General features: G+C 72.9%; 25 protein-coding genes. 11 read left to right on the top strand and 14 right to left on the bottom strand.

What is annotated here, in order from left to right; translation table 11 throughout:
• Positions 1 to 31: 31 nt before the first annotated feature.
• The 9 genes from AC3RJ7_RS11105 to AC3RJ7_RS11065 form a co-directional block, all read right to left on the bottom strand.
• A complete protein-coding gene (locus tag AC3RJ7_RS11105) occupies positions 32 to 901 on the bottom strand; it encodes an ABC transporter ATP-binding protein (RefSeq protein WP_491455894.1) in 870 nt (289 codons plus the stop codon).
• Positions 902 to 954: 53 nt separating this feature from the next.
• A complete protein-coding gene (locus tag AC3RJ7_RS11100; protein WP_491455893.1) occupies positions 955 to 2385 on the bottom strand; it encodes an amidase in 1431 nt (476 codons plus the stop codon).
• A gap of 128 nt (positions 2386 to 2513) precedes the next feature.
• Positions 2514 to 3092, bottom strand: a complete 579-nt coding sequence (locus tag AC3RJ7_RS11095) for a GNAT family N-acetyltransferase (protein ID WP_491455892.1) — start codon at positions 3090 to 3092, stop codon at positions 2514 to 2516.
• A gap of 62 nt (positions 3093 to 3154) precedes the next feature.
• Complete coding sequence (locus tag AC3RJ7_RS11090; RefSeq protein ID WP_491456164.1) at positions 3155 to 3850, bottom strand: uracil-DNA glycosylase; 696 nt, start codon at positions 3848 to 3850, stop codon at positions 3155 to 3157.
• Entirely contained in the window at positions 3850 to 4641 is a 792-nt protein-coding gene (locus AC3RJ7_RS11085; RefSeq protein ID WP_491455891.1) for a Type 1 glutamine amidotransferase-like domain-containing protein, read from the bottom strand. The genes AC3RJ7_RS11090 and AC3RJ7_RS11085 overlap by 1 nt, the downstream gene beginning before the upstream one ends.
• The gene (locus tag AC3RJ7_RS11080) at positions 4641 to 5357 is read right to left on the bottom strand and encodes a Type 1 glutamine amidotransferase-like domain-containing protein (RefSeq protein WP_491455890.1); all 717 of its coding nucleotides are present in this window, start codon (positions 5355 to 5357) and stop codon (positions 4641 to 4643) included. The genes AC3RJ7_RS11085 and AC3RJ7_RS11080 overlap by 1 nt, the downstream gene beginning before the upstream one ends.
• Positions 5354 to 5878 (bottom strand): phosphoribosyltransferase, encoded by a 525-nt coding sequence (locus AC3RJ7_RS11075; RefSeq protein WP_491455889.1) that lies wholly within the window; start codon positions 5876 to 5878, stop codon positions 5354 to 5356. The genes AC3RJ7_RS11080 and AC3RJ7_RS11075 overlap by 4 nt, the downstream gene beginning before the upstream one ends.
• Positions 5879 to 5904: 26 nt before the next feature.
• Positions 5905 to 6747 carry a potassium channel family protein gene (locus AC3RJ7_RS11070; RefSeq protein ID WP_491455888.1) on the bottom strand — a complete coding sequence of 281 codons (843 nt, stop codon included), beginning with the start codon at positions 6745 to 6747 and terminating at the stop codon, positions 5905 to 5907.
• The gene (locus tag AC3RJ7_RS11065; RefSeq protein ID WP_491455887.1) at positions 6744 to 7532 is read right to left on the bottom strand and encodes an SDR family NAD(P)-dependent oxidoreductase; all 789 of its coding nucleotides are present in this window, start codon (positions 7530 to 7532) and stop codon (positions 6744 to 6746) included. The genes AC3RJ7_RS11070 and AC3RJ7_RS11065 overlap by 4 nt, the downstream gene beginning before the upstream one ends.
• Before the next feature lie 60 nt (positions 7533 to 7592).
• On the opposite strand from AC3RJ7_RS11065, the gene AC3RJ7_RS11060 reads away from it, so the two are divergent.
• The 6 genes from AC3RJ7_RS11060 to AC3RJ7_RS11035 all read left to right on the top strand — a co-directional run bounded on the left by AC3RJ7_RS11060 (position 7593) and on the right by AC3RJ7_RS11035 (position 14783).
• A complete protein-coding gene (locus AC3RJ7_RS11060) occupies positions 7593 to 8693 on the top strand; it encodes an acyltransferase family protein (protein ID WP_491455886.1) in 1101 nt (366 codons plus the stop codon).
• Positions 8694 to 8845: 152 nt separating this feature from the next.
• Complete coding sequence (locus AC3RJ7_RS11055) at positions 8846 to 10165, top strand: bifunctional o-acetylhomoserine/o-acetylserine sulfhydrylase (protein ID WP_491455885.1); 1320 nt, start codon at positions 8846 to 8848, stop codon at positions 10163 to 10165.
• A gap of 130 nt (positions 10166 to 10295) precedes the next feature.
• Positions 10296 to 11501 carry a homoserine O-acetyltransferase MetX gene (gene metX / locus AC3RJ7_RS11050; RefSeq protein ID WP_491455884.1) on the top strand — a complete coding sequence of 402 codons (1206 nt, stop codon included), beginning with the start codon at positions 10296 to 10298 and terminating at the stop codon, positions 11499 to 11501.
• A gap of 175 nt (positions 11502 to 11676) precedes the next feature.
• Positions 11677 to 12834 (top strand): sensor histidine kinase, encoded by a 1158-nt coding sequence (locus AC3RJ7_RS11045; RefSeq protein WP_491455883.1) that lies wholly within the window; start codon positions 11677 to 11679, stop codon positions 12832 to 12834.
• Positions 12831 to 14132 carry a hypothetical protein gene (locus AC3RJ7_RS11040; RefSeq protein WP_491455882.1) on the top strand — a complete coding sequence of 434 codons (1302 nt, stop codon included), beginning with the start codon at positions 12831 to 12833 and terminating at the stop codon, positions 14130 to 14132. The genes AC3RJ7_RS11045 and AC3RJ7_RS11040 overlap by 4 nt, the downstream gene beginning before the upstream one ends.
• Positions 14133 to 14783 (top strand): response regulator, encoded by a 651-nt coding sequence (locus tag AC3RJ7_RS11035; protein ID WP_491455881.1) that lies wholly within the window; start codon positions 14133 to 14135, stop codon positions 14781 to 14783. It begins immediately after the preceding gene.
• An 18-nt stretch (positions 14784 to 14801) separates the two neighbouring features.
• Here the strand turns inward: AC3RJ7_RS11035 and AC3RJ7_RS11030 are convergent, their stop codons facing one another.
• From AC3RJ7_RS11030 to AC3RJ7_RS11020, 3 genes are all read right to left on the bottom strand, one after another.
• Entirely contained in the window at positions 14802 to 16076 is a 1275-nt protein-coding gene (locus AC3RJ7_RS11030; RefSeq protein WP_491455880.1) for an MFS transporter, read from the bottom strand.
• Positions 16077 to 16186: 110 nt separating this feature from the next.
• Positions 16187 to 16489, bottom strand: coding sequence for a thiamine-binding protein (locus tag AC3RJ7_RS11025; protein ID WP_491455879.1), 303 nt, complete (start codon positions 16487 to 16489; stop codon positions 16187 to 16189).
• A gap of 10 nt (positions 16490 to 16499) precedes the next feature.
• The gene (locus AC3RJ7_RS11020; RefSeq protein WP_491455878.1) at positions 16500 to 17777 is read right to left on the bottom strand and encodes a hypothetical protein; all 1278 of its coding nucleotides are present in this window, start codon (positions 17775 to 17777) and stop codon (positions 16500 to 16502) included.
• Positions 17778 to 17874: 97 nt separating this feature from the next.
• Between AC3RJ7_RS11020 and AC3RJ7_RS11015 the strand changes: the two genes are divergently transcribed.
• Genes AC3RJ7_RS11015 through AC3RJ7_RS11005 form a run of 3 tightly spaced genes read left to right on the top strand, consistent with a single transcriptional unit; the run spans position 17875 to position 20483 of the window.
• Positions 17875 to 18765, top strand: a complete 891-nt coding sequence (locus AC3RJ7_RS11015) for an ABC transporter substrate-binding protein (protein ID WP_491455877.1) — start codon at positions 17875 to 17877, stop codon at positions 18763 to 18765.
• Between the two features lie 57 nt (positions 18766 to 18822).
• The gene (locus AC3RJ7_RS11010; RefSeq protein WP_491456163.1) at positions 18823 to 19722 is read left to right on the top strand and encodes an amino acid ABC transporter permease; all 900 of its coding nucleotides are present in this window, start codon (positions 18823 to 18825) and stop codon (positions 19720 to 19722) included.
• Entirely contained in the window at positions 19719 to 20483 is a 765-nt protein-coding gene (locus AC3RJ7_RS11005) for an amino acid ABC transporter ATP-binding protein (RefSeq protein ID WP_491455876.1), read from the top strand. The genes AC3RJ7_RS11010 and AC3RJ7_RS11005 overlap by 4 nt, the downstream gene beginning before the upstream one ends.
• A gap of 37 nt (positions 20484 to 20520) precedes the next feature.
• On the opposite strand, the gene AC3RJ7_RS11000 is transcribed toward AC3RJ7_RS11005, so the two are convergent.
• The gene (locus AC3RJ7_RS11000) at positions 20521 to 21372 is read right to left on the bottom strand and encodes an ADP-dependent NAD(P)H-hydrate dehydratase (RefSeq protein WP_491455875.1); all 852 of its coding nucleotides are present in this window, start codon (positions 21370 to 21372) and stop codon (positions 20521 to 20523) included.
• A 24-nt stretch (positions 21373 to 21396) separates the two neighbouring features.
• Between AC3RJ7_RS11000 and AC3RJ7_RS10995 the strand changes: the two genes are divergently transcribed.
• Both AC3RJ7_RS10995 and AC3RJ7_RS10990 read left to right on the top strand, forming a co-directional pair.
• Positions 21397 to 22038 (top strand): HAD family hydrolase, encoded by a 642-nt coding sequence (locus AC3RJ7_RS10995; RefSeq protein ID WP_491455874.1) that lies wholly within the window; start codon positions 21397 to 21399, stop codon positions 22036 to 22038.
• Positions 22035 to 23144, top strand: coding sequence for an NADH:flavin oxidoreductase/NADH oxidase (locus AC3RJ7_RS10990; RefSeq protein WP_491455873.1), 1110 nt, complete (start codon positions 22035 to 22037; stop codon positions 23142 to 23144). The genes AC3RJ7_RS10995 and AC3RJ7_RS10990 overlap by 4 nt, the downstream gene beginning before the upstream one ends.
• 9 nt (positions 23145 to 23153) lie before the next feature.
• Here the strand turns inward: AC3RJ7_RS10990 and AC3RJ7_RS10985 are convergent, their stop codons facing one another.
• Complete coding sequence (locus AC3RJ7_RS10985; protein WP_491455872.1) at positions 23154 to 23582, bottom strand: VOC family protein; 429 nt, start codon at positions 23580 to 23582, stop codon at positions 23154 to 23156.
• Between the last annotated feature and the right edge of the window lie 24 nt (positions 23583 to 23606).

The raw sequence follows: 23606 nt of genomic DNA, 5'->3' as shown, positions 1-23606 counted from the left end.
CGCGCAAGGGGTGGTGGGGGGAACGTCGCCGCTAGGCGACGACGAGTCGTTCGGCGCGTTGCCGGGTGTTGTAACGGCCGATGGGGCAGGTCGTGATGCAGCCGCGCTCGTCGACGTCGACGTCGACTCGGATGCCGTAGGCCGAGCTCAGCACGTCGCTCACGAGCACCTCCGCGGGCGTGCCGACGGCGCGCACGCGCCCGGATTCGAGCAGCACGATGCGGTCGGCGATCGCGGCGGCCTGGTCGAGGTCGTGCAGCACGACGCCGATGGTCACGCCGTGCTCGTCGGCGAGTTCGCGGATGAGGTCGAGGAGCTCGACCTGGTAGCGCAGGTCGAGGTAGGTGGTCGGCTCGTCGAGGAGCAGCACGCCGGTGTCCTGGGCGAGGCACGCCGCGAGCCAGACGCGCTGCAGCTGCCCGCCGGAGAGCTGGTCGACGGCGTTCGCGGCCAGTCCCTGGACTCCCGTGAGCTCCATGGCCCGGTCGACGATCGCAGCGCCGCCGGCATCGCCCGCGATGAAGCGGCCCCGGTGCGGGTGGCGGCCGAACTCGACGAGCTCGCGCACGGTGAGGCCGCCCGGGGTCGGCCGGCTCTGCGCGAGGAGCGTCACGCGCCGGGCGAACTCGCGGGCGCTGAGCGTCGCGGCGTCGACGCCGCGCTCGGCGAGGTCGCCGGCGGTCGCGGGCGACCCGTCGGAGACGGTGTGCGCGTCGCCGCTCGCGAGCAGCACCCGGCCCGAGTCGGGCTGGTGCAGCCGCGCGAGCGCGCGGAGCAGCGTCGACTTGCCGCTGCCGTTCGGCCCGACGAGCGCGGTGACCCTGCCCGGTTCGAGGTGGAGCTCCGCACCGTGCACGACCGGCGTGCCGTTGTAGGAGATCGTGAGGTCGAGACCGAGCATGCCTCCACTATAGGTGAGGCTTACCTAACCTCGTCAAATCGGGGTCGGTCGGGTCACGACGACCACAACGCCGGATGCCTCGAGCTGCGCCCGACCCGTCGCTCGAGCTGCGCCGCGAGCGAGAAGAGCACCACCTCTCCGCCGGGCCGGCCGATGAGCTGCACGCCGAGCGGAATCCCCTCGTCGGTCTCGGCGACGGGAACCGTGATCGCCGGAAGACCCGAGACGTTCACGAACGACGTGAACGGCGTGAACTGCACCTGCTGGGCGAAGTTGCGTTCGCCGTCCTCGGCGTCGTACCACCCGACGGGGCGCGGCGTGAGGGCGAGTGCGGGGGTCACGACGGCGTCGAACGGCGCGAAGCGCCGGATCACGCGCTCCTCGAACCCGGCGAGCCACGCGAGCGCCTCGGCCAGCTGCCGCGCGGGCAGCGCCCGCCCGCGGGCGACGAGCCATCGCGTGAGCGGCTCGAGCAGCGCCACGCGGTCGTCGTCGACCGGAACGGTGCCCGCGCCGACCTGCCAGATCGTGCGGAAGGCCTCGGGGTAGCCGGGTTCCGGCGACGGCGGAACGACCTCGACGCCGTGGCCCTTCCCGTCGAACACGGCGACCGCCGCATCGAGCGCGGCGAGCGCCGACGGGTCGATCGCGATCTCGTAGGCGTCGTCCCACGGCGAGTCCGTCATCACCCCGAGCTGGTACCGCCCCTCCCCGCGGATCGCGGCACCGAGGAACGGCCCGTCGTCGCCGGGCGATCGCAACGCGTACCGGTGCGCCGCCGGGTAGCCGACCGGCGCGATCAACCCGTCGAGCAGCAGCGCCGCGTCGGCGACCGTGCGCGCGATGGGGCCGGCGACCCCGAGCCCCGCCAGGCTCGCGATGCCGGGACCTGCCGGCACCCGACCGCGCGACGGCTTCACGCCGACGAGCCCGCACGAGGCCGCGGGGATCCGGATCGAGCCGCCGCCGTCGGAACCCGGCGCGAACGGCACGAGGCCCGCGGCGACCGCCGCCGCCGCTCCCCCGCTCGAGCCACCGGCCCCGAGCTCGAGGTTCCACGGGTTCCGCGCGGGCGGGAACGCGAGGCCCTCGGTGTACGAGGGCAGGCCGAACTCGGGCGTCGCGGTCTTGCCGAGGCTGACCGCGCCCGCCGCGTCGACGGCGCGGACGAGCTCATCGGACTCGTCGGGCACGAACCCGCCGAACGCGCGCGAACCGAACGCCGCGGGCACGCCCTCCCGGAGCTGCAGGTCCTTGTCGGCGAGCGGCAGCCCCCACAGCGGCCTCGCGCGCGGCACCTCGCGCTCGACGAGTCCGGCGCGCTCGAGGGCGAGCTCGGGGGTGACCGTCGCGAAGGCGCCGACCGCGGGGTTCAGCCGTTCGATCCGCGCGAGGTAGTGGGCGGCGAGCTCCGACGGCGACACGTCCCCCGCTTGCAGCAGCCGGTACTGGTCGAGTGCGGTGTGCTCGTGCAGCTCGGTCATTCCACGAGCCTACGGCCCGGAGCCGACCCGTCCCCGATCGAACGGGCTGTGGTCGCCCGCTGAGCGTGCCCCGGCGGACCGCCATCGCCCGTTCGGCGGGATGCGAGCGGCACGGGCCGGAGGCATCCCTATTTCAGCGAGCGCTGCATCAGGATCGTGCCGAGCCAGCGGTCGAACTTGAACCCGACCCGGCCCATGCGCCCGATCTCGGTGAAGCCGAACTGCTCGTGCAGCACGAGCGACGCGTCGGCCCCCTGGTCGGCGATGACCGCGATGATCTCCTTGATGCCGGCGGCCTTCGAGCGGTCGATCAGTTCGCCGAGCATGACCCGGCCGAGCCCCTTGCCGGTCGCCGCCGGCCCGAGGTAGATCGAGTCCTCCACGGTGAACCGGTACGCGCGCTTGGGCTTCCACGGCGCGACGAGCGCGTAGCCGAGGAGCTGCCCCGACGGCGACTCGGCGACGATGAACGGCATGCCGAGCTCCGTGAGCTGCGCGAACTTCGCCCGCCACTCGGCGAGGGTCATCGGGTCCTCGTCGAAGGTGACCGTCGAGTTGGCGACGTAGTGGTTGTAGATCTCGCGGACGCTCGGCAGGTCGGCGGCGACGGCGTCGCGCAGCGCGTACTCGAACGGCGCCTCGACGGGCGCGGGCCGGCGCAGGTGACGCGGCAGCACCCGGCGGTCCTGGTATTCCTCCTCGAGCATGCGGCCAGCCTACGTCGCCGAGATTGCGGGCAGGTTTCGGGATGCCTCGGTGGGCGCGTCGCTCAGGCCGGCAGGCTCCAGTCGACCGGCGCGGCGCCCTGCGCCTCGAGCAGCGCGTTCGCCCGGCTGAACGGACGCGACCCGAAGAAGCCGCGGGACGCCGACAGCGGGCTCGGGTGGGCCGACTCGATGACGGGGGTGTCGCCGAGCATGGGCTTGAGGTTCTGCGCGTCCCGCCCCCAGAGGATCGCGACGAGCGGCGTGCCGCGGCCGACGAGCGAGCGGATCGCGTGGTCGGTGACCTCCTCCCAGCCCTTCCCGCGGTGCGACGCGGCCTCGCCGGGTCGTACCGTGAGCACGCGGTTGAGCAGCATGACACCGCTCCGGCTCCAGTGCGTGAGGTCGCCGTGCGCCGGCGGCGTGAGGCCGAGGTCGTCGTGGAGCTCGCGGTAGATGTTCTGCAGGCTGCGCGGCACGGGCCGCACGTGGGGGTCGACCGCGAACGAGAGCCCGATCGGATGCCCGGGCGTCGGGTACGGGTCCTGGCCGACGATGAGCACGCGCACGTCGTCGAGCGGGGCGCCGAACGCGCGCAGCACGCGGTCGCCCGCGGGCAGGTAGCCGCGGCCGGCCGCCGTCTCGGCGCGCAGGAACTCGCCCATGGCGGCGATGCGCGGGCCGACCGGCGCGAGGGCACCGGCCCACGTCGGGTCGATGAGCCCGGCCGCGGCGAGTTCCTCGAGGCTCTTCGCGGGCATCATGCGCCGATCGTCGAGACGACGGCGCCGTGCTCCGCGGGCAGCACCCGCCAGACGCTGCCGGAGCCCTCGACCCTGAGTCCGCCGTCGCCCACGATGAGCACCGTGCGCTCGTCGATGCCGAGCGCGCCCTCGACGAGGCCCGACTCGACGGCCGCGACGAGGCGGGAGAGCGTGCCGCGCTGCGCCACGTGCGCCTCGACGGCGACGTCGACGAGCCCGATGCCCGCCCCGATCGCGAGTTCCCGGCCCGGCTCCTCGGGGTCTTCGGGCGAGACGACGACCCCGTCGATGCTCGATCCGCCGCCGAGCGAGCCCTCGGCGGCGATCATCGCCCCGGCCGAGACGCCGAGATACGGCACGCCGTCGGCGACCTGACGTCGCAGTTCGTCGAACAGCGGCTCGAGCCCCGCGCGCACCTCTTCGACGATGCCGCCGCCGACGGCGATGCCGTCGACCTCGGCGAGCGCGGAGAGCCCGATCTCGTCGCCGCCGCGCACCGCGGTCACGTGCGGATCGAAGTCCCCGGCGGCGGAGATGACGTCGACGAGCACGCTCGCCCGCGGCGGCCCTTCAGGGTGCACGGAGATGATCGCGATGCGCGGACGGGTGCGACCCATCGCGCGGCCGCGATCGGCGGCCTCGGCGACGAACGGCGCGTACAACGGGGCATCCGCAGCGGTGAGCGCACCGCCGCCGACCAGGTGGACGCTCGCGCTCCTGTCCGCGCCCGCGACCCCGGAGCCGATCGCCCCGGCTCCGGCGGGCTCGCCGAGGTTCTCCGCCGGCATCACGCGCCGATCGTCGAGACGACGACGCCGTGCTCGGCGGGCAGCACCCGCCAGACGCTCCCGCGCCCCAGCACCTCCAGGCCGCCCTCGCCGACGATGAGCACCGTCTCCTCGTCGATGCCGAGGCCGCCTTCGGCGATGCCGGCCTCGACCGCGGCGACGAGGCGCGACAGGGCTCCCCACTGGGCGGCGTGGACGTCGATCGCGACGTCGACGAGTCCGATGCCGGGCGCGACCGTGACCTCGTCGAGGCCCTGGTCGCCCGCCTGCGGCGACACGGCCACGCCGCCGATGGCCCGGCCGCCGATCACCGCCCGTTCGGCGGCGATCATCGCGCCGGCGGAGAAGCCGAGGTAGGGCGTGCCCGCGGCGACGAGTCGTCGCAGTTCGCCGAACCGCGGTTCGAGCGCCTCGCGGTACGCGGGGGCGTTGCCGCCGCCGACGATCACGCCGTCGACGTCGGCGAAGGCGGCCTGCGGCACTTCGCCGCCGTGCGCGACCGCGGTGACGACCGGCGCGATCGCACCGGCGGCCGAGGCGGTCTCGACGAGCTTCGCGGCGTGGGCCTCGGCGTCGCCGTCGCGCACCGCGACGACCGCGATGCGGGGCTCGGCGCGTCCGGCTGCTGCGGCCCGCCGGGTCGCCTCGTCGACGAATCGCCCGAAGACCGCGGCGCCGGCGGCGGGCCAGCCGCCGCCCACGAGGTGCACGCTCACGCGGTGCCCTCGGGCACGGCGACGGGCGGCAGCGCCGACCACGGGAACACGATCCAGTCGTCGGTGGCGCGGTAGCTGTAGTCGGGCACGAGGATGGTGCGCGACTTCGTGTACAGCGTCGCCGTGCGCACCTCGGCGCCGACCTCCGTGAGGAGCTCGAGCACCTTCGCGAGCGTGCGCCCCGAGTCGGAGACGTCGTCGACGAGCAGCACCGTGAGGCCGGCGAGCGCGGGCGCGTCGAGCATCGGCGGATGCACGATCGGCTCGGGAAGCACCTGCTCGATGTCGGTGTAGAACTCGACGTTGATCGAGCCGCACTGCTTGGTGCCGAGGGCGTACGAGATCGCGCCGGCGAGCAGCAGGCCGCCGCGCGCGATCGCGATCACGACGTCGGGCTTGAAGCCCGACCCGAGCACCTCCGCGGCGAGCCCCCGGGCCGCCTCGCCGAACTGGTCCCAGCTGAGGATCTCACGACGGATCTCGGGCACCCCGAGGCCGGCGTCATTCGCATCGAACGTCATCTGGAAATCGTAACCGGCCGTGCGGCTCAGCGGGCGGGGTCGTCGCCGGGCCGGTCGTCGGAGGGACGTCTGGCGCGCAGCCCCTCCTCGAGCTCGTCGTCGATCTCCGAGTCGACGTCGAGCGGCTCGAGGTCGAGCGCGGGCTGGCGGGCCATCGGGCTCATCTCCCCCGTCGTCTCGGCCTCGTGCCGCATGCGCCCGAGCCGGTCGTTGAAGAGCGAGACGACGGTCGCCGAGGCCGTACCCACGATGGCGATGCCGCCGATCATGAGCAGCACGCCGTAGAACCTGCCGGCGCCCGTCACGGGGTACGTGTCGCCGTAGCCGACCGTGGCGATGGTCACGCAGGCCCACCAGATCGCGTCCCCGAAGTTCGTGATGTTCGCGCCGGGGGCATCGCGCTCGACGTGCAGCGTGGCGAGCGCGATGAAGAACACGAAGACCGACGCGTAGGCGAGCGCCGAGATGACGACGCGCGCCCGGAACGCCTCGCCGCTGTGCCCCCTGAAGAACGCGACGTTGTGCAGCAGGTTCACGACCCGCAGCGCACGGAACACGGGCAGCACCACGGAGAGCAGGTCGAGGGGCCGCGTGAACACGAATCGGACGCGGCGGCCCTTCGGCGTCAGCGCGATCCGCACGACGAAGTCGAGCACGAACGCCGCCCACGTCGCGATGAGGAGCACCGCGAGGACGACGTTGAGCCACTGCGGCGTGCGCTCGTCGAGCACGAGCACCGCGTACACGCCGAGGAAGACGACCCCGAGCACCGCGAGCGGCAGGGCCGTGCGGGCCTCCCAACGGGTGCGACGCTCGGTCGACGCGCGGGTCGCCTCCGCGACATCCGACGTCGACCGACCGGTGGTCATGGGGCGTCCGTCCCGCGCACGGCGAGCGGCCCCTTCGTGAGCCGGTACGGCGCCGCCTGCGCGACGGGCTTCACGACGATGAGGTCGAGGTCGACGTGCGGCGGCTTCTGCACGGCGTCGACGATGACGCCCGCGATGTCCTCGGCGACGAGCGGGTCGGGCACGTTCTCGTACACGGCGTCGGCGCGGGCCCGGTCGCCCCCGAAGCGCACGAGTGCGAACTCGTCGGTCTTCACGAGGCCGGGCGCGACCTCGATCACGCGCAGCGGCTCGCCGTTGAGCTCGAGCCGCAGCACCTCGGTGAGCGCGTGCGCGGCGAACTTGGCGGCGTTGTACCCGCCGCCGCCGACGTACGCGGTGTGCCCCGCGATCGAGGTGACGTTGACGATGTCGGCGACGCCGCGCTCGACGGCTCCCGTGCGCAGCAGCGGCAGCAACGCGCTCGTCACGCGCTTGAGCGCGAGCACGTTGACCTCGAACATCCACGCCCAGTCGTCGAGGTCGGAGTCCTCGACCGTGTCGAGGCCCTTCGCGCCGCCCGCGTTGTTGACGAGCGCGTGCACGGGACCCGTCGCTGCGAGGTGGTCGCGCAGGGCGTCGACGTCGGCCTGCCGCGTGAGGTCGGCGACGAACACGGATGCCCCGGTCTCGGCCTCGATCGCCCGCAGGCGTTCCTCGCGGCGGGCGACGCCCACGACGTCCCATCCGGCCGCCCGGAGGGCGCGCACGGTGGCCGCGCCGATGCCCGAGCTCGCACCCGTCACGACCGCACGAAGTCTCACCATGCGCCCCATTCTGCCCGCTCCGGCCCGTCGTGCACGCGCACCGTGCGGTTGAATGGAGTGATGCACACGAGGATCGACCACCCCCGGCCGACCCGCAAGCGGGTGCCGCTGTGGGACAACGCCCGCTGGATCGCGATCACGCTCGTCGTCGTCGGGCATGGCATCCTGCCGCTCATCGCCGAGTCCGACACCGCGTACAGCGTCTACCTGTTCATCTACTCGTTCCACGTCGCCGTCTTCGTCGTCGTGAGCGGCTACTTCGCGAAGTCGGGGCCGCCGAACGCGCGGGCCCTCCGGCAGATCCTCACCGACATCGTCTTCCCGTACTTCATCTTCGAGACCATCTGGACGGTCGTCCGGTGGGCGCTCGGCGGCGAGTTCAACCTCGACTTCACGACGGCGTCGTGGACGCTCTGGTTCCTCATCGCCCTCGCGGTGTGGCGCATCGTGCTGCCGTATCTCGTGCTGCTGCGCTACCCCCTGCTGATCGCGATCGTCATCTCGATCGGCGCGGGCTACTCCGAGGCGATCGACTCGACGTTCGCACTCACCCGCACGTTCGGCATGCTGCCGTTCTTCGTGTTCGGCTGGAAGCTCAGGCAGTGGCAGGTCACCGGGCGGTGGCTCGAACTCCGAACGGCGGTCGCCTGGCGCTGGCGCGCCGGCGCGATCGCCCTGTTCGCGGCGGTGCTCGCGGTCATGCCGATGACGATCGAGACGCTGCGCGACCTGAAGCTCCGCCGCTTCATGCTCTACGACGAGTCGTACGAGGCGATCGGCTACGACGAGCCCTGGTCGGGCGCGATCCGGCTCGTGCTGCTCCTCTCGGCGATGGTGCTCGCCGTCGCCTTCCTCGTGCTCATGCCGCGCGGCACCCACTGGTTCACGCCGTTCGGCCGGGCGACGATGTACATCTACCTGCTGCACCCGTTCGTGCTGTTCCCCTTCCGGGAGTCGGGCGTCCTCGCGGGCGACCAGCCCTTCTGGGTGCTGCCCGCGATGATCGTCTTCTGCGTCGCCATCTCGGTCGTGCTCTCGCTGAGACCGGTTCGCCGCGTCTTCCGGCCGCTCGTCGAGCCGCGCGCGCGGTGGCTGTTCCGACCCGAGCCCTCGACGGCGACGGGAACGATCGTGCTGCCTCCCGACCCCGATCACCGCTGACCGGTTCGGCGAGGCGCCTCCTCCCTTCCCCGCGCGGCGCCGTCGGCCCGTGACGCCGTGTTGCGGCATCCGTTGCCCGTGCCCGCACGCCCGCCTAACGTGACTCGGACACGCGACGCAGGACGCGCATCCGACTTTCCGAGGAGACACCCATGAGCAACGCCGACTGGCGCTTCGAGACCAAGCAGGTCCACTCGGGCGCTGCGCCCGATCCCGTCACGAAGGCCCGCGCGACGCCGATCTACCAGACGACGTCGTACGTGTTCGACAACGCCGAGCACGCGCAGAACCTCTTCGCGCTCGCCGAGTTCGGAAACATCTACACGCGCATCCAGAACCCGACGCAGGACGTGCTCGAGCAGCGCCTCGCGGCGCTCGAGGGCGGCACGGCGGCGCTCGTGCTCTCGAGCGGCCAGGCGGCGTCGACGTTCGCGGTGCTCAACATCGCCGAGGCCGGCGACCACATCGTCTCGTCGTCCTCGATCTACGGCGGCACGTACAACCTCTTCAAGTACACGCTCGCGAAGCTCGGCATCGAGGTCACCTTCGTCGAGAACCAGGACGACGCCGACGAGTGGCGCCGCGCCGTGCGGCCGAACACGAAGCTCTTCTTCGCGGAGACGATCGGCAACCCGAAGATCAACATCCTCGACATCGAGCTCGTCTCGGGCGTCGCGCACGAGGCGGGCCTCCCGCTCATCGTCGACAACACGATCGCGACGCCGTACCTCATCCGCCCGTTCGAGCACGGTGCCGACATCGTGATCCACTCCGTCACGAAGTTCCTCGGCGGCCACGGCACGACGATCGGCGGCGTGATCGTCGACGGCGGCCGGTTCGAGTGGTCGAAGAACGTCGAGAAGTTCCCGGGCCTCACCGAGCCCGACCCGTCGTACCACGGCGCCAGCTACACGACCGCGGTCGGCGACGGCCTCGCCTACATCATCAAGGCGCGCGTGCAGCTGCTGCGCGACCTCGGCTCGGCCATCGCGCCGCAGAGCGCGTGGAACCTGCTGCAGGGCGTCGAGACCCTGTCGCTGCGCATCGAGCGCCACGTGCAGAACGCGCAGGAGATCGCGGAGTGGCTCGACGACCACCCCGAGGTCGCGCACGTGAACTACTCGGGGCTGCCCTCGAGCCCCTGGTACGCGGCAGCGAACAGGTACGCCCCGAAGGGCGTCGGCGCCGTGCTCTCGTTCGAGCTCAAGGGCGGCGTCGACGCGGGCCGCGCGCTCGTCGACGGCCTGTCGCTGTTCAGCCACCTCGCGAACATCGGCGACGTGCGCTCCCTCGTCATCCACCCGGCGTCGACCACGCATTCGCAGCTCACGCCCGAGCAGCAGCTCACGAGCGGCGTCACGCCGGGCCTCGTGCGGCTCTCGGTCGGCATCGAGAACATCGACGACCTCAAGGCCGACCTCGAGGCGGGCCTCCAGGCCGCCCGCGCGGCGACCGACGCGCTGCGCGTCTGACTCATCGACCGAAGGGGCGGATGCCTCGAGCCCGCGCCGGCTCGAGGCATCCGCCTTCGTGGTGTTCGCCCGTGCGGCCGCCGACGTAACAATGGACGATCGGCCGGGCCGACGCGGGAGAATCGAAGGCATGGACTGGCAGACGACGGCCGACGCGGTTCCCGCGGGATTCGTGCCCGAGACGGGCGCACTCGCGCTGCTCGGGCGGGCGCCCGCGACGGGTGCGTGGCGCGAGGGCGACCCCGTCGGCGATCGCCGGTTCGTCGGCATCGGGGACCTGCCGCTCGAGTCGGGCGGCGTGCTGCCGGGCGTCCGCATCGCGTACGAGCAGTGGGGCGTGCTGTCGCCTGAGCGCGACAACGCGGTACTCGTGCTGCACGCGCTGACGGGCGACAGCCACGTCATCGGCGACGCCGGCCCCGGTCACGCGAGCGCCGGCTGGTGGCACGGCGTCGTCGGGCCCGGGCTCGCGGTCGACACCGACCGCTGGTTCGTCGTCGCGCCGAACGTCGTCGGCGGCTGCCAGGGCTCCACGGGGCCCGCTTCGCTCGCCCCCGACCGGGCCGAATGGGGCGCACGATTCCCCTTCCTCACGATCCGCGACCAGGTGCACGCGCAGATCGCCTTCGCCCGGGCCATCGGCATCGAGCGGTTCGCCGCGGTGATCGGCGGATCGATGGGCGCCATGCACGTGCTCGAATGGGCGATCGAGGCGCCCGAGGCGGTCGAGCGCATCGCCGTGCTCGCGGCACCGGCCGCGACCACGGCCGACCAGATCGCGCTCAACTCGGTGCAGATCGAGGCGATCCGCACCGACCCCGCATTCCGTGCCGGGGCGTTCTACGACGCCCCCGACGGCGAGGGACCGACACGGGGGCTCGCACTCGCACGCCGCATGGCGATGCTCAACTACCGCACGGCGGCCGAGCTCAACGACCGGTTCGAGCGCAGCTGGCAGTCGGGCCTCGACCCGCTCGGCGGCGACGGCCGCTTCGCGGTCGAGTCCTACCTCGACTTCCACGGCAACAAGTTCACCCGGCGGTTCGACGCGAACAGCTACATCGTGCTGACCGAGTCGATGAACTCGCACGACATCGGTCGCGGGCGCGGGGGTGCCGCCGCGGCGCTCGCCCGGGTTCGGGCGAAGAGCCTCGTGCTCGGCATCGACAGCGACCGGTACTTCCCCCTCGCCGGACAGGTCGAGATCGCCGCAGGCCTCCCCCGCAGCGTGCACGGCCCGGAGCCGGTCGTGGTCGAGAGCGACTTCGGGCACGACGCGTTCCTCATCGAACGCGACGCGGTCGGCGCCGAGCTCGCCCGCCTGCTCGCCGCGTGACGACGGCCCCCGGCCGGCGACGGCCGTCGGCGGGCTCGCCGTCCGCACGGCGAGCGCACTCGAAGCGGCCGTCGGGCCGGATGCGGCGCGCAGGGTCCCCGATCCGGCGCGTCTGGGCTAGTGTTCGAGGTGACGGGCGCCCGCGCGAGCGCGTTCGTCGCGCCGAGGGGGTGACATGAAGCGCATCCACAAGGAGCGCGACCGGCTCCTCCGTCGCATTTCGCGGATCTCCGGCCTGTCCGGAGCGCTCGGGGCGCTCGCGTGCATGCTCATCCCCGGAACGGCAGGTCCCCTCGAACTCGGCGTCGTCGTGCTGCTCGGGCTCACGACCGCCGTCCTCGTGGTCGTGCACACGATGCACGGCAGCGTCCCCGCGGCGCTCGGCGTCGTCGCGAGTTCGCTCGCGACGGTCGCGGTGCTCGGCTCGGCCGACGTGGTCGACCCCGTCGCACTCTCCGCCATCTCGCTGACGGTCGCGGCCGCGGCGCCGTCCGTGGCGATCACGCTCATCGTGCGGCCGGGCGGGGTGCCGCTCGTGATCTCGCTGGGTGCCCTTTCGCTCGTGGTGGCGGGTCTCGTCGTCGTCATCGGGAACACGATCCCGACCATCGTCGTGGCCACGATCGCGGGCTGGTCGGTCGGCGCGGCGATCGCCCTCGCCCTCGACCACGGCATCGCGAGCGCGGCGGCCCGTATCGACGAGATCGGCCGGGCGCACGAGGCGGAGCGCATCGCGAGCGAGACCGAGGCCCGCCAGCGCCAGGATGCGCGCGTGCTGCACGACACGGTGCTCGCGACGCTGAGCCTGCTCGCGCACTCGGGCGTCGGCGTCGGCGCTGCCGCCCTCCGGCAGCAGGCCGGCGACGACGCGAGGCTGCTCAAGCTGCTCCGACTCGGCGCCCCGCTCGACAACGCCTCGAACGCGATCTTCTCGCCGGACTCCGACGACGACCTCCTCTCGACCACGTTCGAGTCGGTGCGCCAGCGCTTCGCCCGCATGGGCCTCGACGTCAACTGGCACGGCGTCGGCCAGCTCGCGCTGCCCCGCGAGACGCTCGACGCCCTGCTGGGCGCGCTCGGCGAGTGCCTCGAGAACGTGCGGCGCCACTCCGGCGTCAACGAAGCCGACGTCACCGTGAGCGACGACGACCGAACGGTGCGCGCCATGGTGACCGACGCCGGTCACGGGTTCGAACCCGATGCGGTCGATCCCGCCCGGCTCGGCTACGCCGAATCGGTCGTCGGCCGCCTGAACACCGTCGGCGGTCGCGCACGCATCTTCTCGTCGCCCGGGTCGGGCACGACCGTCATGCTCGAGGTGCCGAAGCCGTGAGCACCGGGGCGATCGAGCAGACCGGCGCGAACGGGTTCCGCCGCCCGTCCCGCACGACGCGGGCCGTCCGCGCCGCCGGCGACGTCCGGGGGCGTCATGGCGGGCGACGCCTCGCGACCGGCATCGCGGTCGCCGCGGGCGTGATCATCCTCTGGCTGCTCACCCGAGCGGTGCTCATCGCACCGCTCTTCCCGCCGGGGCCGGGGCCGTGGCCCGCCTGGGCGGCGGTCGCCGCCATCCTGGGCGCCGGCGTCGTCTCGCGGATGATCTCGCGCGACCAGCCGCTCCCCGACCCGCTCTACGCCGTCCTGCTGGTCGCACTGGCCGTGCCGATCTGGCTCGACGTGTCGGCGACGTGGGGACTTCTCCACCTCGGCGTCACCCCGACGGCGGCCGCGGCGACGGGCGCCGTGCTCATGCCGGTCGCGGCGATCCGCGGCACGCGCGTGCCGCTCGCCGTCGCGATCGCCACGGGCGCGATCCTCGCCGTGTGGGCGCTCCTCCAGGCGCCGTCGGCCGGTCCGTACACGGCGACGGGGCTCGCGGTCGCCGCGGCGACCGTGCTGCCGCTCGTGCTCGCGGTCGTCACGATCCGCGGATTCCGCAGGCTCGTCGGGCGCGAGCTCGACCTCTCGCTCGTCCAGAGCACGGTGGCGACGCAGCCGTCCCCCGTCGGCATGCGAGCCTCGGAGGAACTCGCGCAGCTCGACTTCGACGCCGAGACGCTGCTCGACGACGTGGGTTCCGGGCGCATCGCGATCCCCCTGCCGGCAGAGGCCGCCGAACGTGCCGGGCGACTCGCCGCGGCGCTGCGCGCCCGGCTCATCGAGGGCCGCACCGACACCTGGCTGCGACACGCCGTGACCGAGTCCGCGTACCTCAGTGAGCACGTGGTGGTCGACGACCCCGAGGGCGCGGCCGGCGGACTCACGAAGCCGCAGCGCGACAACCTGCTGCTCGCGCTCTGGCTGCTCGGCGGGGAGCGGAGGAAGGGCCAGCCCACGCCGATCTCGGTCCTCGTCGCGCCGGCCGACGCCGACACCGACGACGACGAGGCCGGCCCCGGCGAGGGCGCCGAAGCGGCCCGATCGGGGGCGGCGGTCCACATCGTGATCGAGATCTCCGGCGTCGCACGCCGACGTCTGGACGCCGCAACGTGGGACGCTATCGGTAATGTCGGAACACACGATGTCGTCGGGGGGCCAGATTCGTTCCGCATCGACATCGAGTGCCGGGCGGACCCGACCGTCCCGGCGAGTGCGTCGGCCGCGACCGCGGCCCGTCCGAGGGGAAGTTGAATGCCCGACACAGCTGCACCGATCAGACTCGCGATCGTCGACGACCACCGTATGCTCCTCGGTGCCCTCACCGAGTGGCTGCGCGGCGCTTCGTCCGAGATCGAACTCGTCGCGGCCGTGCCCTCGTGGTCCGAGCTGCTCGCCCACCCCGACTTCCCCGTCGACGTGGTGCTGCTCGACCTCGACCTGCGCGACAACATCCCCATCTCGCTCAAGCTGTCGATGCTGAAGTCGGCAGAGGTGCAGACGATGCTCATGAGCAACTACTCGGAGCCGTCCGTCGTGCGCGAGGCCCTCAGCGCCGGCGCGATGGGCTACCTCGTGAAGTCCGAGCCGGTCGACTCGATCATCGAGGCGATCCGGTCGGCGATGCTCGGCGAGTCCTACCTGACCCCCGAGCTCGAGGCGGCCCTGCTCGACGACGGCACCGTGCCGAAGCTGTCGGCGCAGGAGCGCCGGGTGATGGCCCTCTACGGCGCGGGCCAGCCGGTGAAGGCGGTGGCGTTCCAGCTCGGCATCTCGGAGGAGACGGCGAAGAGCTACCTCAAGCGCATCCGCGAGAAGTACCGCGCCGCGGGGTACGACGTCGGCACGAAGGTCGCGCTCCGCAAGCGCGCGATCGCCGACGGCATCCTGCTGCAGTCCGACTGACGGGCGGGCGCCGTCCCGTCAGACGTCGACGGCCGGCGTGGCCCCCGTCGCGTACGGCACGTGCACGCCGCGCCGTCGACTCGCACGGTCCATGGCGAAGCTGCACAGCGCGAGCGCGATGCCGGCGATCGTGAGCACGAGCCCGGTCCAGATCGGCGCGAGGTACCCGAAGCCGGCGGCGATCACGGTGCCTCCGAGCAGGGCGCCGAGGCTGTTGCCGATGTTGAGCGCCGAGTGGTTGAGCGCCGCGGCGATCGACTGGCTGTCGCGCGCGACATCCATGAGCCTCGTCTGGATGGTCGGTGCGAGCGCCGACGAGGTCGCCCCGACGAGGAACGTGCCGATGAAGAGCCCTGCCGCGACCTGCGCCGTGAGCGCGAGGAGGGCGAGCGCGACCGCGAGCGCCAGGAACGAGAGGTACATCGTGCGCCGCACGCTCCAGTCGGCGAGCCGGCCGCCGACGAGGTTGCCGACGGTCATGCCGAGACCGGTCGCCACGAGCACGAGCGGCACCGCAGCCGCCGCGAGCCCGGTGACCTCGGTCGCGAGCGGGGCGATGTAGCTGTACATCGCGAAGAATCCGCCGAACCCGATCGCGCCGATCGCGATGGCGAACCAGACCTGCGGCCGCGAGAACGCGCCGAGCTCGCGACGCACGCTCGCCGTGGCGTCGCCGGGCTGCCACGGCACCGCGGCGGCGATGGCGACGAACGTCAGTGCGAAGATCGCGGCGACGGCGAGGTAGGCGACCCGCCAGTCGGTCGCCTGGCCGAGCCAGGTGATCGCGGGAACGCCGACGACGTTCGCGATGGTCAGGCCCGACAGCACGAGGGCGACCCCGCGTCCCCGCTTGCCGGGCCCCATCAGGCCGGCCGCGACGAGCGAGGCGATGCCGAAGTAGGCGCCGTGCGGCAGCGCCGAGAGGAATCGCGCCACGAGCACGAGTCCGAACGAGGGCAGGGTCGCTGAGGCGACCGTGCCGACCGTGAACGCGGCGACGAGGGCGAGCAGCAGGCGCTTGCGCGGCCACCGCGCGGCGACGGCGGCGATGGTCGGGGCCCCGACGACGACCCCGAGCGCGTATGCGGAGATGATCCAGCCCGCGGCCGCGTTCGCCGCGTCGGCCGACTCGGCGTGGAGGCCGGGCAGGAGGTCGAGCGCGAGGTCGGGCAGGAGGCCCATGGCGACGAACTCGGTCGATCCGATGCCGAATCCGCCGAGGGCGAGTGCGAGGAGCGCGAAACGAGTACGGGCCGGCGACGACGTCGTCGGCCCGGAGGGATCAGGGGTCACCGGCAGATCCTCTCACGGATCGAATCGATTCGACAACCGGTGCGCTCGACGGATACGCGCCCCGCCCCCGGGGTCGGCGCCGACTCCCCCCGGCGACCGGCCCGCGCGGCTCAGCCGTCGAGTTCGGCCTCGAGACGTTCGAGCTTGCCCTCGATCTCGCCCGTGTAGCCCGGGCGGATGTCGGCCTTCAGCACGAGCGAGACGCGCGACCCGTACTCGCCGACCGCCTCGGTGGCGCGGCGCACGACGTCGAAGACCTCGTCCCATTCGCCCTCGATCTCGGTGAACATCGACGTGGTGCGGTTCGGCAGGCCCGACTCCCGCACGATCTTCACGGCTGCCGCGACGGCGTCGTGCACCGAACCGTCGGCGCGGCCCGTGCCGCTCGGCGCGACCGAGAATGCGACCAGCATCTCACCCTCCTCAGGCGGGACCGCCGCGGCGCTCACCGATCGGGAGCGCCCCGTCCCGCCGCGCACCAGCCTGCCACACCGCGTGCAGCGCCCAGGCGAGCAGCGCGACGAGCAGCGCGGCCTTGACCGTCAGGAGGAACACGAACGCCGGGTCGGCGATGAGCAGCCACCCGTACCAGTACGGGTAGATGATCTGGGTGAACAGCGCGATCGCGGCCGTGAGCACGGCCGGCACGACGAAGCGCGAGGGGCGCAGTACGAGACCGAGCACGACGGGTGCGGCGAGCCACGTGACGAACTGCGGCGAGCCGACCTTGTTGGCGAGCAGGAGCACGACGACGAACGCGAGCGAGAGTGGTGCCAGGAGGCGTCCGAGGTAGGCGTCACGACGAGCCGCGCGCACGCCGAGCGCGACGACGACGAGCACGCCGACGACCATGAGCGGCGTCGTCGCCGCGGCGGCCGCGTCCGCACCGGGCCCGGCGATCTGGAAGGTGAGGATGTCGCGGTCGTAGACGATCCGCACCGCCTTCGACCCGGCGACGATCTGCCAGAGCCAGAAGACCGCGGCTGGCGCCTCGATCTGCAACCCGCGGCCGGCCTGCTCGGCGATGAACCCGAGGGCGTTCGCGCCCGATCCCGCGAGCAGGCTCACGGCGACGATGCCGATGCTCAGCACGACCGCGACCGTGACCACCTCGAGCCGGCGGCGCACCGCGATGACGAGCGCCGCCACGAGGGCGGCCGGCCAGACCTTCACCCACGCGCCGATCGTCAGCAGCGTCGCGGCGACCCGCGGCCGCCCGGCGGCCCAGAGGAGGCCGGTGATCGCGAAGGGCACGGTCACGGCGTCGATGCGTCCGAGGGCGATCGGCCCGAGCAGCACGATGAACCCGAGCCACCACCATGCGGCCAGCCGACGGCGGCGCGAGATCGTCGCGCGACCGATGAGGATCGAGAACGCGATCGCGTCGAGCAGCACGACGATCGCGAGCCAGGTCTGCGCGACGTACGCCTCGCCGAACGCGAGCGCTGCGGTCATCGGGGCGAACGCGAGGATCGGGTACACCCACGGCGCGTCGATGCCCATGCGCAGCCAGCCGTGGGCGGCGTTCTCCGCCCAGATCCGGTAGACGCCCGTCACGTCGCCCATCGGCAGGCCGGGCGCGGCGAGGTTGAGCCAGACGACGAGGCCGTGCGCCGCGATGAACCCCGCCCACAGGGCGCCACGGCCCCCGAGCCGTCGCCGAGGCGCGACGCCCGCCGCCTCGCGCTCGTCCCCCGTCACGCCGACGAGCCTATCCGAGCGTCACATTCCGCCACGCGCACGCGCGGCGTCGGCGGCATCCGCGATGCTGTATTGCACGACACCCCGGAGGCACGCCATGACGACCACGACGACCAGCACGACGACCGCCCGCCGTTCCCCGGCCGCACGCGCACGTCGTGCGCTCGCCGCGCTCGCCCTCGCGGGCGCCGCCGGCCTCGTGCTCGCGGGCTGCGCCACGGGCGGCGGCACGAGCGCGAGCGACGACGCCGGCGACGGCCACGTGACCCCGGGCAAGCTCACGATCGGCACCGGCGAGCCGGCCTACTTCCCGTGGGTCGTCGACGACGCCCCCGAGAGCGGCGAGGGCTTCGAGGCCGCGGTCGCCTACGCGGTCGCCGATGAGCTCGGGTACGACCACGACGACGTCGTCTGGGTGCGCACCACCTTCGACCAGGCGATCGCGCCGGGCCCGAAGGACTTCGACCTCAACCTGCAGCAGTTCTCGATCACGGAAGAGCGCGCGCAGAACGTCGACTTCTCGTCGCCGTACTACGCCACCACCCAGGTCGTGATCACGGTCGAGGGCTCGCCCGCGTCGGGCGCCTCCTCCATCGCCGACCTGAAGCCCCTGCTGGTGGGCGCCCAGACGGGTACCACGAGCTTCGACGCCGTCGAGCAGGTCATCCAGCCGACCGCCGGCGCGCAGGTGTTCAACACCAACGACGACGCGAAGCTGGCCCTGCAGAACGGCACCGTCGACGCGATCGTCGTCGATCTGCCGACGGCGTTCTACCTCACGGGCGTCGAGCTCGACGGCGGCGAGATCATCGGTCAGCTGCCCGAGACCGCCGGCGGCGGCGACGAGTTCGGGTTCGTCCTCGCGAAGGACTCGCCGCTCACGGCCGAGGTGACCGCGGCGGTCGACGCGCTGCGCGCCGACGGCACGCTCGACGAGCTGGCCGCCGAATGGCTCGGCGGCGACGACACGGCACCCGTCCTCGAGTGAGGCCGGTCCCCGTGACGCGCCGTCCGGCGCACGCGGGCCGATAGCGTTGCTGTCGTGATCACCCCCAGCTCCACGGGCGACGGCGCACCCGGCGCTCCCCCGGCGCCCGGCGCGGCGTGGAAGCCGAGCGCGCTCGAGCTCGACCGCCGCGCGTTCCGCCGCCGCCAGACGCGCCGGTCCGTCCTCGTCAGCGCCGTCTCGACGATCGTGTTCGCGGTGCTGGTCGCGTGGGCCCTCATCGGCTCCCCCGGCTGGGAGGCGGTGCGGCAGTCGTTCTTCAACCTCGACGTCGCGATCGCCTCGCTCCCCCGCATCCTCGAGGGGCTGTGGCTCAACATCCAGGTGCTGATCGCGGCGAGCGTCGGCGTCGTGCTGTTCGCCCTCCTGCTCGCGACCCTGCGCACGCTCCGAGGCCCGGTGTTCTTCCCGCTGCGAGCGCTCGCCGCGGGGTACACCGACCTCTTCCGCGGAGTGCCGCTGCTCATCGTGCTCTACCTCGTCGGTTTCGGCGTGCCGGGCCTCGACTTCTTCCCGCGGCTGCCCGTCGCCGTGTGGGGCACGATCGCGCTCATCCTGACGTATTCGGCGTACGTCTCCGAGGTGTTCCGCGCAGGCATCGAGGCGGTGCACCCGTCGCAGCGACTCGCGGCGCGCGCGCTCGGCCTCAGCCACGGCCAGACGATGCGGCGCATCGTGCTCCCCCAGGCGCTCCGCAAGGTGACCCCGGCGCTCATGAACGACTTCGTCGCGATGCAGAAGGACGTCGGACTCATCTCGGTGCTCGGCGCCGTCGACGCGGTGCGCGCGGCGCAGATCGAGACCGCCCACTACTTCAACTACACGCCGTACGTCGTCGCCGGGCTGCTGTTCGTGCTGCTCGCCTGGCCGACGATCCGGCTGACCGACTGGGTCACGGCCCGCATGCGCTCGCGCGAGCAGATCGGGAGCATCGTATGACCGGCACGGCGAACGACCCGGCCGGCGCCGGCACGGTGCTGACCCTGCGCGGCGTGCGCCGCGCGTACGGCGACCGCGTGGTGCTCGACGGCATCGACCTCGAGGTCGCCCCGCACGAGGTCGTCGCGCTCGTGGGCGCGAGCGGCTCGGGGAAGTCGACCCTGCTGCGCACCATCAACCTGCTCGAGCCGATCGACGACGGGGTCATCCTCCTCCGCGGCGACGACGTGAGCGATCCGCGGGTCGACGCCGACGCGGTGCGGGCCCGCATCGGCGTCGTCTTCCAGCACTACAACCTGTTCCCGCACCTCAGCGTGCTCGACAACGTCGCGCTCGCCTCGATCCTCGTGCACCGGATGCCTCGGCGCGAGGCCGAGCGCCGGGCGCTCGAGCTGCTCGGCTCCATCGGGCTCGCCGAGCACGCGAAGGCGTTCCCCGACCGGTTGTCCGGCGGCCAGCAGCAGCGTGCGGCCATCGTGCGCGCGATCGCAACGGGTCCCGAGCTCCTGCTGCTCGACGAGGTCACGAGCGCGCTCGACCCCGAGCTCGTCGGCGAGGTGCTCGCACTGGTCCGGTCGCTCGCCGAGGGCGGCACGACGATCGTCATGGCGACGCACGAGATGGCGTTCGCCCGCGAGGTGGCCGACCGCGTCGTGTTCCTCGACGGCGGGCGCATCATCGAGGCCGCCCCGCCCGCCGAGTTCTTCGGCGCGCCCCGCGAGGAGCGCACGCGCGAGTTCCTCGCGCGCTTCCTCGCCTGATCGGTCGTCGCGCGCCGGCGTCACCGACCCGCAGCGACTACTCGGCCCCGATCAGCCCGCCGATGACGCGCGGCACCTCGGCGGCGATGTCGAGTGCGGCGATCGGCCCGCCGCCGACCGCGGCGCTCGCGCGACGCGCGGCCTCTCCGTGGATCCACGCGGCGGTGGCGGCGAGGCGCGTGATGACGCCGGCATCGTGCGCGAGCTCGGCGTGATGCGTCGCGACGAGCGCGCCGAGCACGCCGCCGAGCACATCGCCCGTGCCGGCGGACGCGAGCCAGTGCGTCGGCGCCGTCACGGTGATCCGCAGCCCGTCGGGGTCGGTGATGCGGGTCACGGCGCCCTTCAGCAGCACGGCGACGCCGAGCTCGTGCGCGGCGCGTTCCGCCCAACCGGCCGGATCGGCACGCACCTCGTCGACGGTCGTCTCGACCTCGCGCGAGACGAGCAGGTTCGCGAGTTCGCGCGCGTGCGGCGTGATGACGGTCGGTGCGGTGTGCGTGCCGACGAGGTCGAGCGCACCCGCGTCGAGCACGACCGGGACGCGCGAGGCGAGCGCGTGCTGGAGGTCGCCCTGCAGCACGAACGAGCGCCGGCCCGGATCGATGCCCGAGCCGATCAGCCAGGCCTGGACCCGGCCGGCGACGGTGACCGTCTCGGGGCGGCGCAGCAGCACGGCCGCGCGCACCCCGCGAGGGCCGGTGTACCGCACCATGCCGATGCCGGCACGCGTCGCGGCCTCGACCCCGAGCACCGCGGCTCCGGGGAAGTCGGTCGATCCGGTGATCACGCCGAGCACGCCCCGGGTGTACTTGTCGTCTTCCGCGCGGGGTGCACGCACCCAGCGGGCCGCGTCGGCGGCCGTCCATTCCTGCCAATCGCTGCCCATGTTCCAACGATAGGTTGGAGCATCATGCCTGCGACAGTCCTCGCCCCGATCAGCCTGTCCCCCCGCGTCGTCGTGTTCGACTACGGGGAGGTCATCTCGCGCGAACCGAGCGGGACCGACCGCGCCCGACTCCTCGCCCGGGCGGGCGTCGCTGCGGCCGACGCGGAGGCGTTCTGGTCGGCGTACTGGGCGCATCGCGACGGCCTCGACCGCGGCACGACGTCGATCGCGGACTACTGGGGCGCGGTCGCACGCGACACGGGTTCCGAGTGGAGCGCGATCGACGTGCACGAGCTCTGGGCGATCGATCACCGCGGCTGGCTCTCCGTCGACCCGGGCACGCTGGCCGTCGTGCACGCCCTCGCGGCCGGCGGCACGCGCCTCGCCCTCCTCTCGAATGCGGGCGCCGACTTCGCCGGCTGGTTGCGCCACGGCTCGTTCGGTCCGCTCTTCGAGCGCGTCTTCGTGAGCGGCGAGCTCCGTCTCGTGAAGCCCGACGCCGCGATCTACGAGCACGTGATCGACGAGCTCGGCATCGAGGCATCCGACCTGCTGTTCGTCGACAACAGGACCGAGAACGTGGACGGCGCCCGCGCGGTGGGCGGCGAGGGCCACGTCTTCACGGATGCCTCGGGGCTCGAGCGGTGGCTCCGGAGCCTCGCGTGAGCCGCGGGGCGACGCCGGCGCTGTTCCGGCCGATCACGATCCGCGGGCTCGAGATCCGCAACCGCGTGTGGGTGCCGCCGCTCTGCCAGTACTCGGTCACCGCCCGCGACGGCGTGCCGGACGACTGGCACCTCGTGCACCTCGGCGCGATGGCTGCGGGCGGCGCCGGACTCGTCGTCGCGGAGGCGACCGCGGTGAGCCCCGAGGGTCGCATCTCGGACCACGACACGGGGATCTGGGGTGAGGAGCACGTCGAGGCGTGGGCTCGGATCACCCGGTTCCTCCGCTCCCAGGGCGCGGCGGCCGGGCTCCAGCTCGCGCACGCCGGCCGCAAGGCCTCGGTCTGGCCCGAGCCGATGCGCCGGGCGGGCTCGCAGCCGATCGACGAGGGCGGCTGGGTCACGGTGTCGGCCTCGCCCGTCGCCTTCGACGGGCTCCGGGAGCCGGTCGCGCTCGACGAGGCCGGCATCGCGGGCGTCGTCGACGACTTCCGCCGGGCGGCCGCCCGCGCCGTGCGAGCCGGCTTCGACCTCGTCGAGGTGCACGCCGCGCACGGGTACCTCGTCCACCAGTTCCTCTCACCGTTGTCGAACCGGCGCACCGACGACTGGGGCGGAAGCCTCGAGAACCGGGCGCGGCTGCTCCTCGAGATCGTGCGGGCCGTCCGTGCCGAGATCGGCGAGGCGATGCCGCTCTTCGTGCGCTTCTCCGCCACCGATTGGACGCCGGGCGGCTGGGACGAGGCGCAGACGGCGCAGGTCGCCCGTTGGGCCGAGGAAGCCGGAGCCGACTTCTTCGACATCTCGACCGGCGGCCTCGTCGCCGCGGCCGAGATCCCGATCGGTCCCGGCTACCAGGCGGGCTTCGCCGAGTACGTCGGCGAACGGTCGGAGGCGCCGGTGTCGGCGGTCGGCCGGATCACGAACGCGGCGCAGGCCGAGGCGATCGTCGCCGAAGGGCGGGCCGACGCGGTCATGCTCGGCAAGGCGATGATGCGCGACCCGCATTTCGCGATGCGGGCCGCGCACGAACTCGGCGCGGGCACGTCGATGTGGCCCCGCCAGTACCTCAGGGCACGGCCCGAGCTCAACGACGGCGAGTGGTGATCGCCGGCGTCACGAGCCGTGGAGCATGGCCTGGCGCAGCCGCGCCGCGGCCTCGCTGCGCTCGGGAGACATCTCGCCGATGGCGAAGATGTTGCCCTCGCTGTCGGTGAACCACGCCGCGCGCTCGCCGCCGAGGTCGGCCACTCCGTCGACGGTCGTGAGACCCGGCAGGTCGTAGTCGTTGAAGACCACGCCCTGCGTGCGCATCGCCGTCATGTCGCGGTCGAGGTCGTCGGTGAACAGGTTGAACGCGGTGTTCTCCGCAGTCCCGGCGTAGTCGGTGCGGTAGACCATCACGACGACGCCGCCGATCTCGTAGAACAGCGACTCGTCGTCCTCCATCAGGGGGTCTCGGCCGAGCACGTCGTGCCACCACTGCTTCGCTCTCGCGATGTCCGCGGCGGGCAGGACCGCGGTCGCCATGATCTTCTCGAACATGATTCTTCCTCGGGTTCCTCGGGC

The organism is Agromyces solani (assembly GCF_058349925.1).
This window is presented reverse-complemented; position numbering and strand designations above follow the sequence as displayed.

Bases quoted from the DNA above. Each gene is read 5' to 3' on its own strand.
- AC3RJ7_RS11105 (WP_491455894.1), bottom strand. From the start codon at position 901: ATGCTCGGTCTCGACCTCACGATCTCCTACAACGGCACGCCGGTCGTG.
- AC3RJ7_RS11100 (WP_491455893.1), bottom strand. From the start codon at position 2,385: ATGACCGAGCTGCACGAGCACACCGCACTCGACCAGTACCGGCTGCTG.
- AC3RJ7_RS11095 (WP_491455892.1), bottom strand. From the start codon at position 3,092: ATGCTCGAGGAGGAATACCAGGACCGCCGGGTGCTGCCGCGTCACCTG.
- AC3RJ7_RS11090 (WP_491456164.1), bottom strand. From the start codon at position 3,850: ATGCCCGCGAAGAGCCTCGAGGAACTCGCCGCGGCCGGGCTCATCGAC.
- AC3RJ7_RS11085 (WP_491455891.1), bottom strand. From the start codon at position 4,641: ATGCCGGCGGAGAACCTCGGCGAGCCCGCCGGAGCCGGGGCGATCGGC.
- AC3RJ7_RS11075 (WP_491455889.1), bottom strand. From the start codon at position 5,878: ATGACGTTCGATGCGAATGACGCCGGCCTCGGGGTGCCCGAGATCCGT.
- AC3RJ7_RS11070 (WP_491455888.1), bottom strand. From the start codon at position 6,747: ATGACCACCGGTCGGTCGACGTCGGATGTCGCGGAGGCGACCCGCGCG.
- AC3RJ7_RS11065 (WP_491455887.1), bottom strand. From the start codon at position 7,532: ATGGTGAGACTTCGTGCGGTCGTGACGGGTGCGAGCTCGGGCATCGGC.
- AC3RJ7_RS11060 (WP_491455886.1), top strand. From the start codon at position 7,593: ATGCACACGAGGATCGACCACCCCCGGCCGACCCGCAAGCGGGTGCCG.
- AC3RJ7_RS11055 (WP_491455885.1), top strand. From the start codon at position 8,846: ATGAGCAACGCCGACTGGCGCTTCGAGACCAAGCAGGTCCACTCGGGC.
- metX (WP_491455884.1), top strand. From the start codon at position 10,296: ATGGACTGGCAGACGACGGCCGACGCGGTTCCCGCGGGATTCGTGCCC.
- AC3RJ7_RS11045 (WP_491455883.1), top strand. From the start codon at position 11,677: ATGAAGCGCATCCACAAGGAGCGCGACCGGCTCCTCCGTCGCATTTCG.
- AC3RJ7_RS11035 (WP_491455881.1), top strand. From the start codon at position 14,133: ATGCCCGACACAGCTGCACCGATCAGACTCGCGATCGTCGACGACCAC.
- AC3RJ7_RS11025 (WP_491455879.1), bottom strand. From the start codon at position 16,489: ATGCTGGTCGCATTCTCGGTCGCGCCGAGCGGCACGGGCCGCGCCGAC.
- AC3RJ7_RS11015 (WP_491455877.1), top strand. From the start codon at position 17,875: ATGACGACCACGACGACCAGCACGACGACCGCCCGCCGTTCCCCGGCC.
- AC3RJ7_RS11005 (WP_491455876.1), top strand. From the start codon at position 19,719: ATGACCGGCACGGCGAACGACCCGGCCGGCGCCGGCACGGTGCTGACC.
- AC3RJ7_RS11000 (WP_491455875.1), bottom strand. From the start codon at position 21,372: ATGGGCAGCGATTGGCAGGAATGGACGGCCGCCGACGCGGCCCGCTGG.
- AC3RJ7_RS10995 (WP_491455874.1), top strand. From the start codon at position 21,397: ATGCCTGCGACAGTCCTCGCCCCGATCAGCCTGTCCCCCCGCGTCGTC.
- AC3RJ7_RS10985 (WP_491455872.1), bottom strand. From the start codon at position 23,582: ATGTTCGAGAAGATCATGGCGACCGCGGTCCTGCCCGCCGCGGACATC.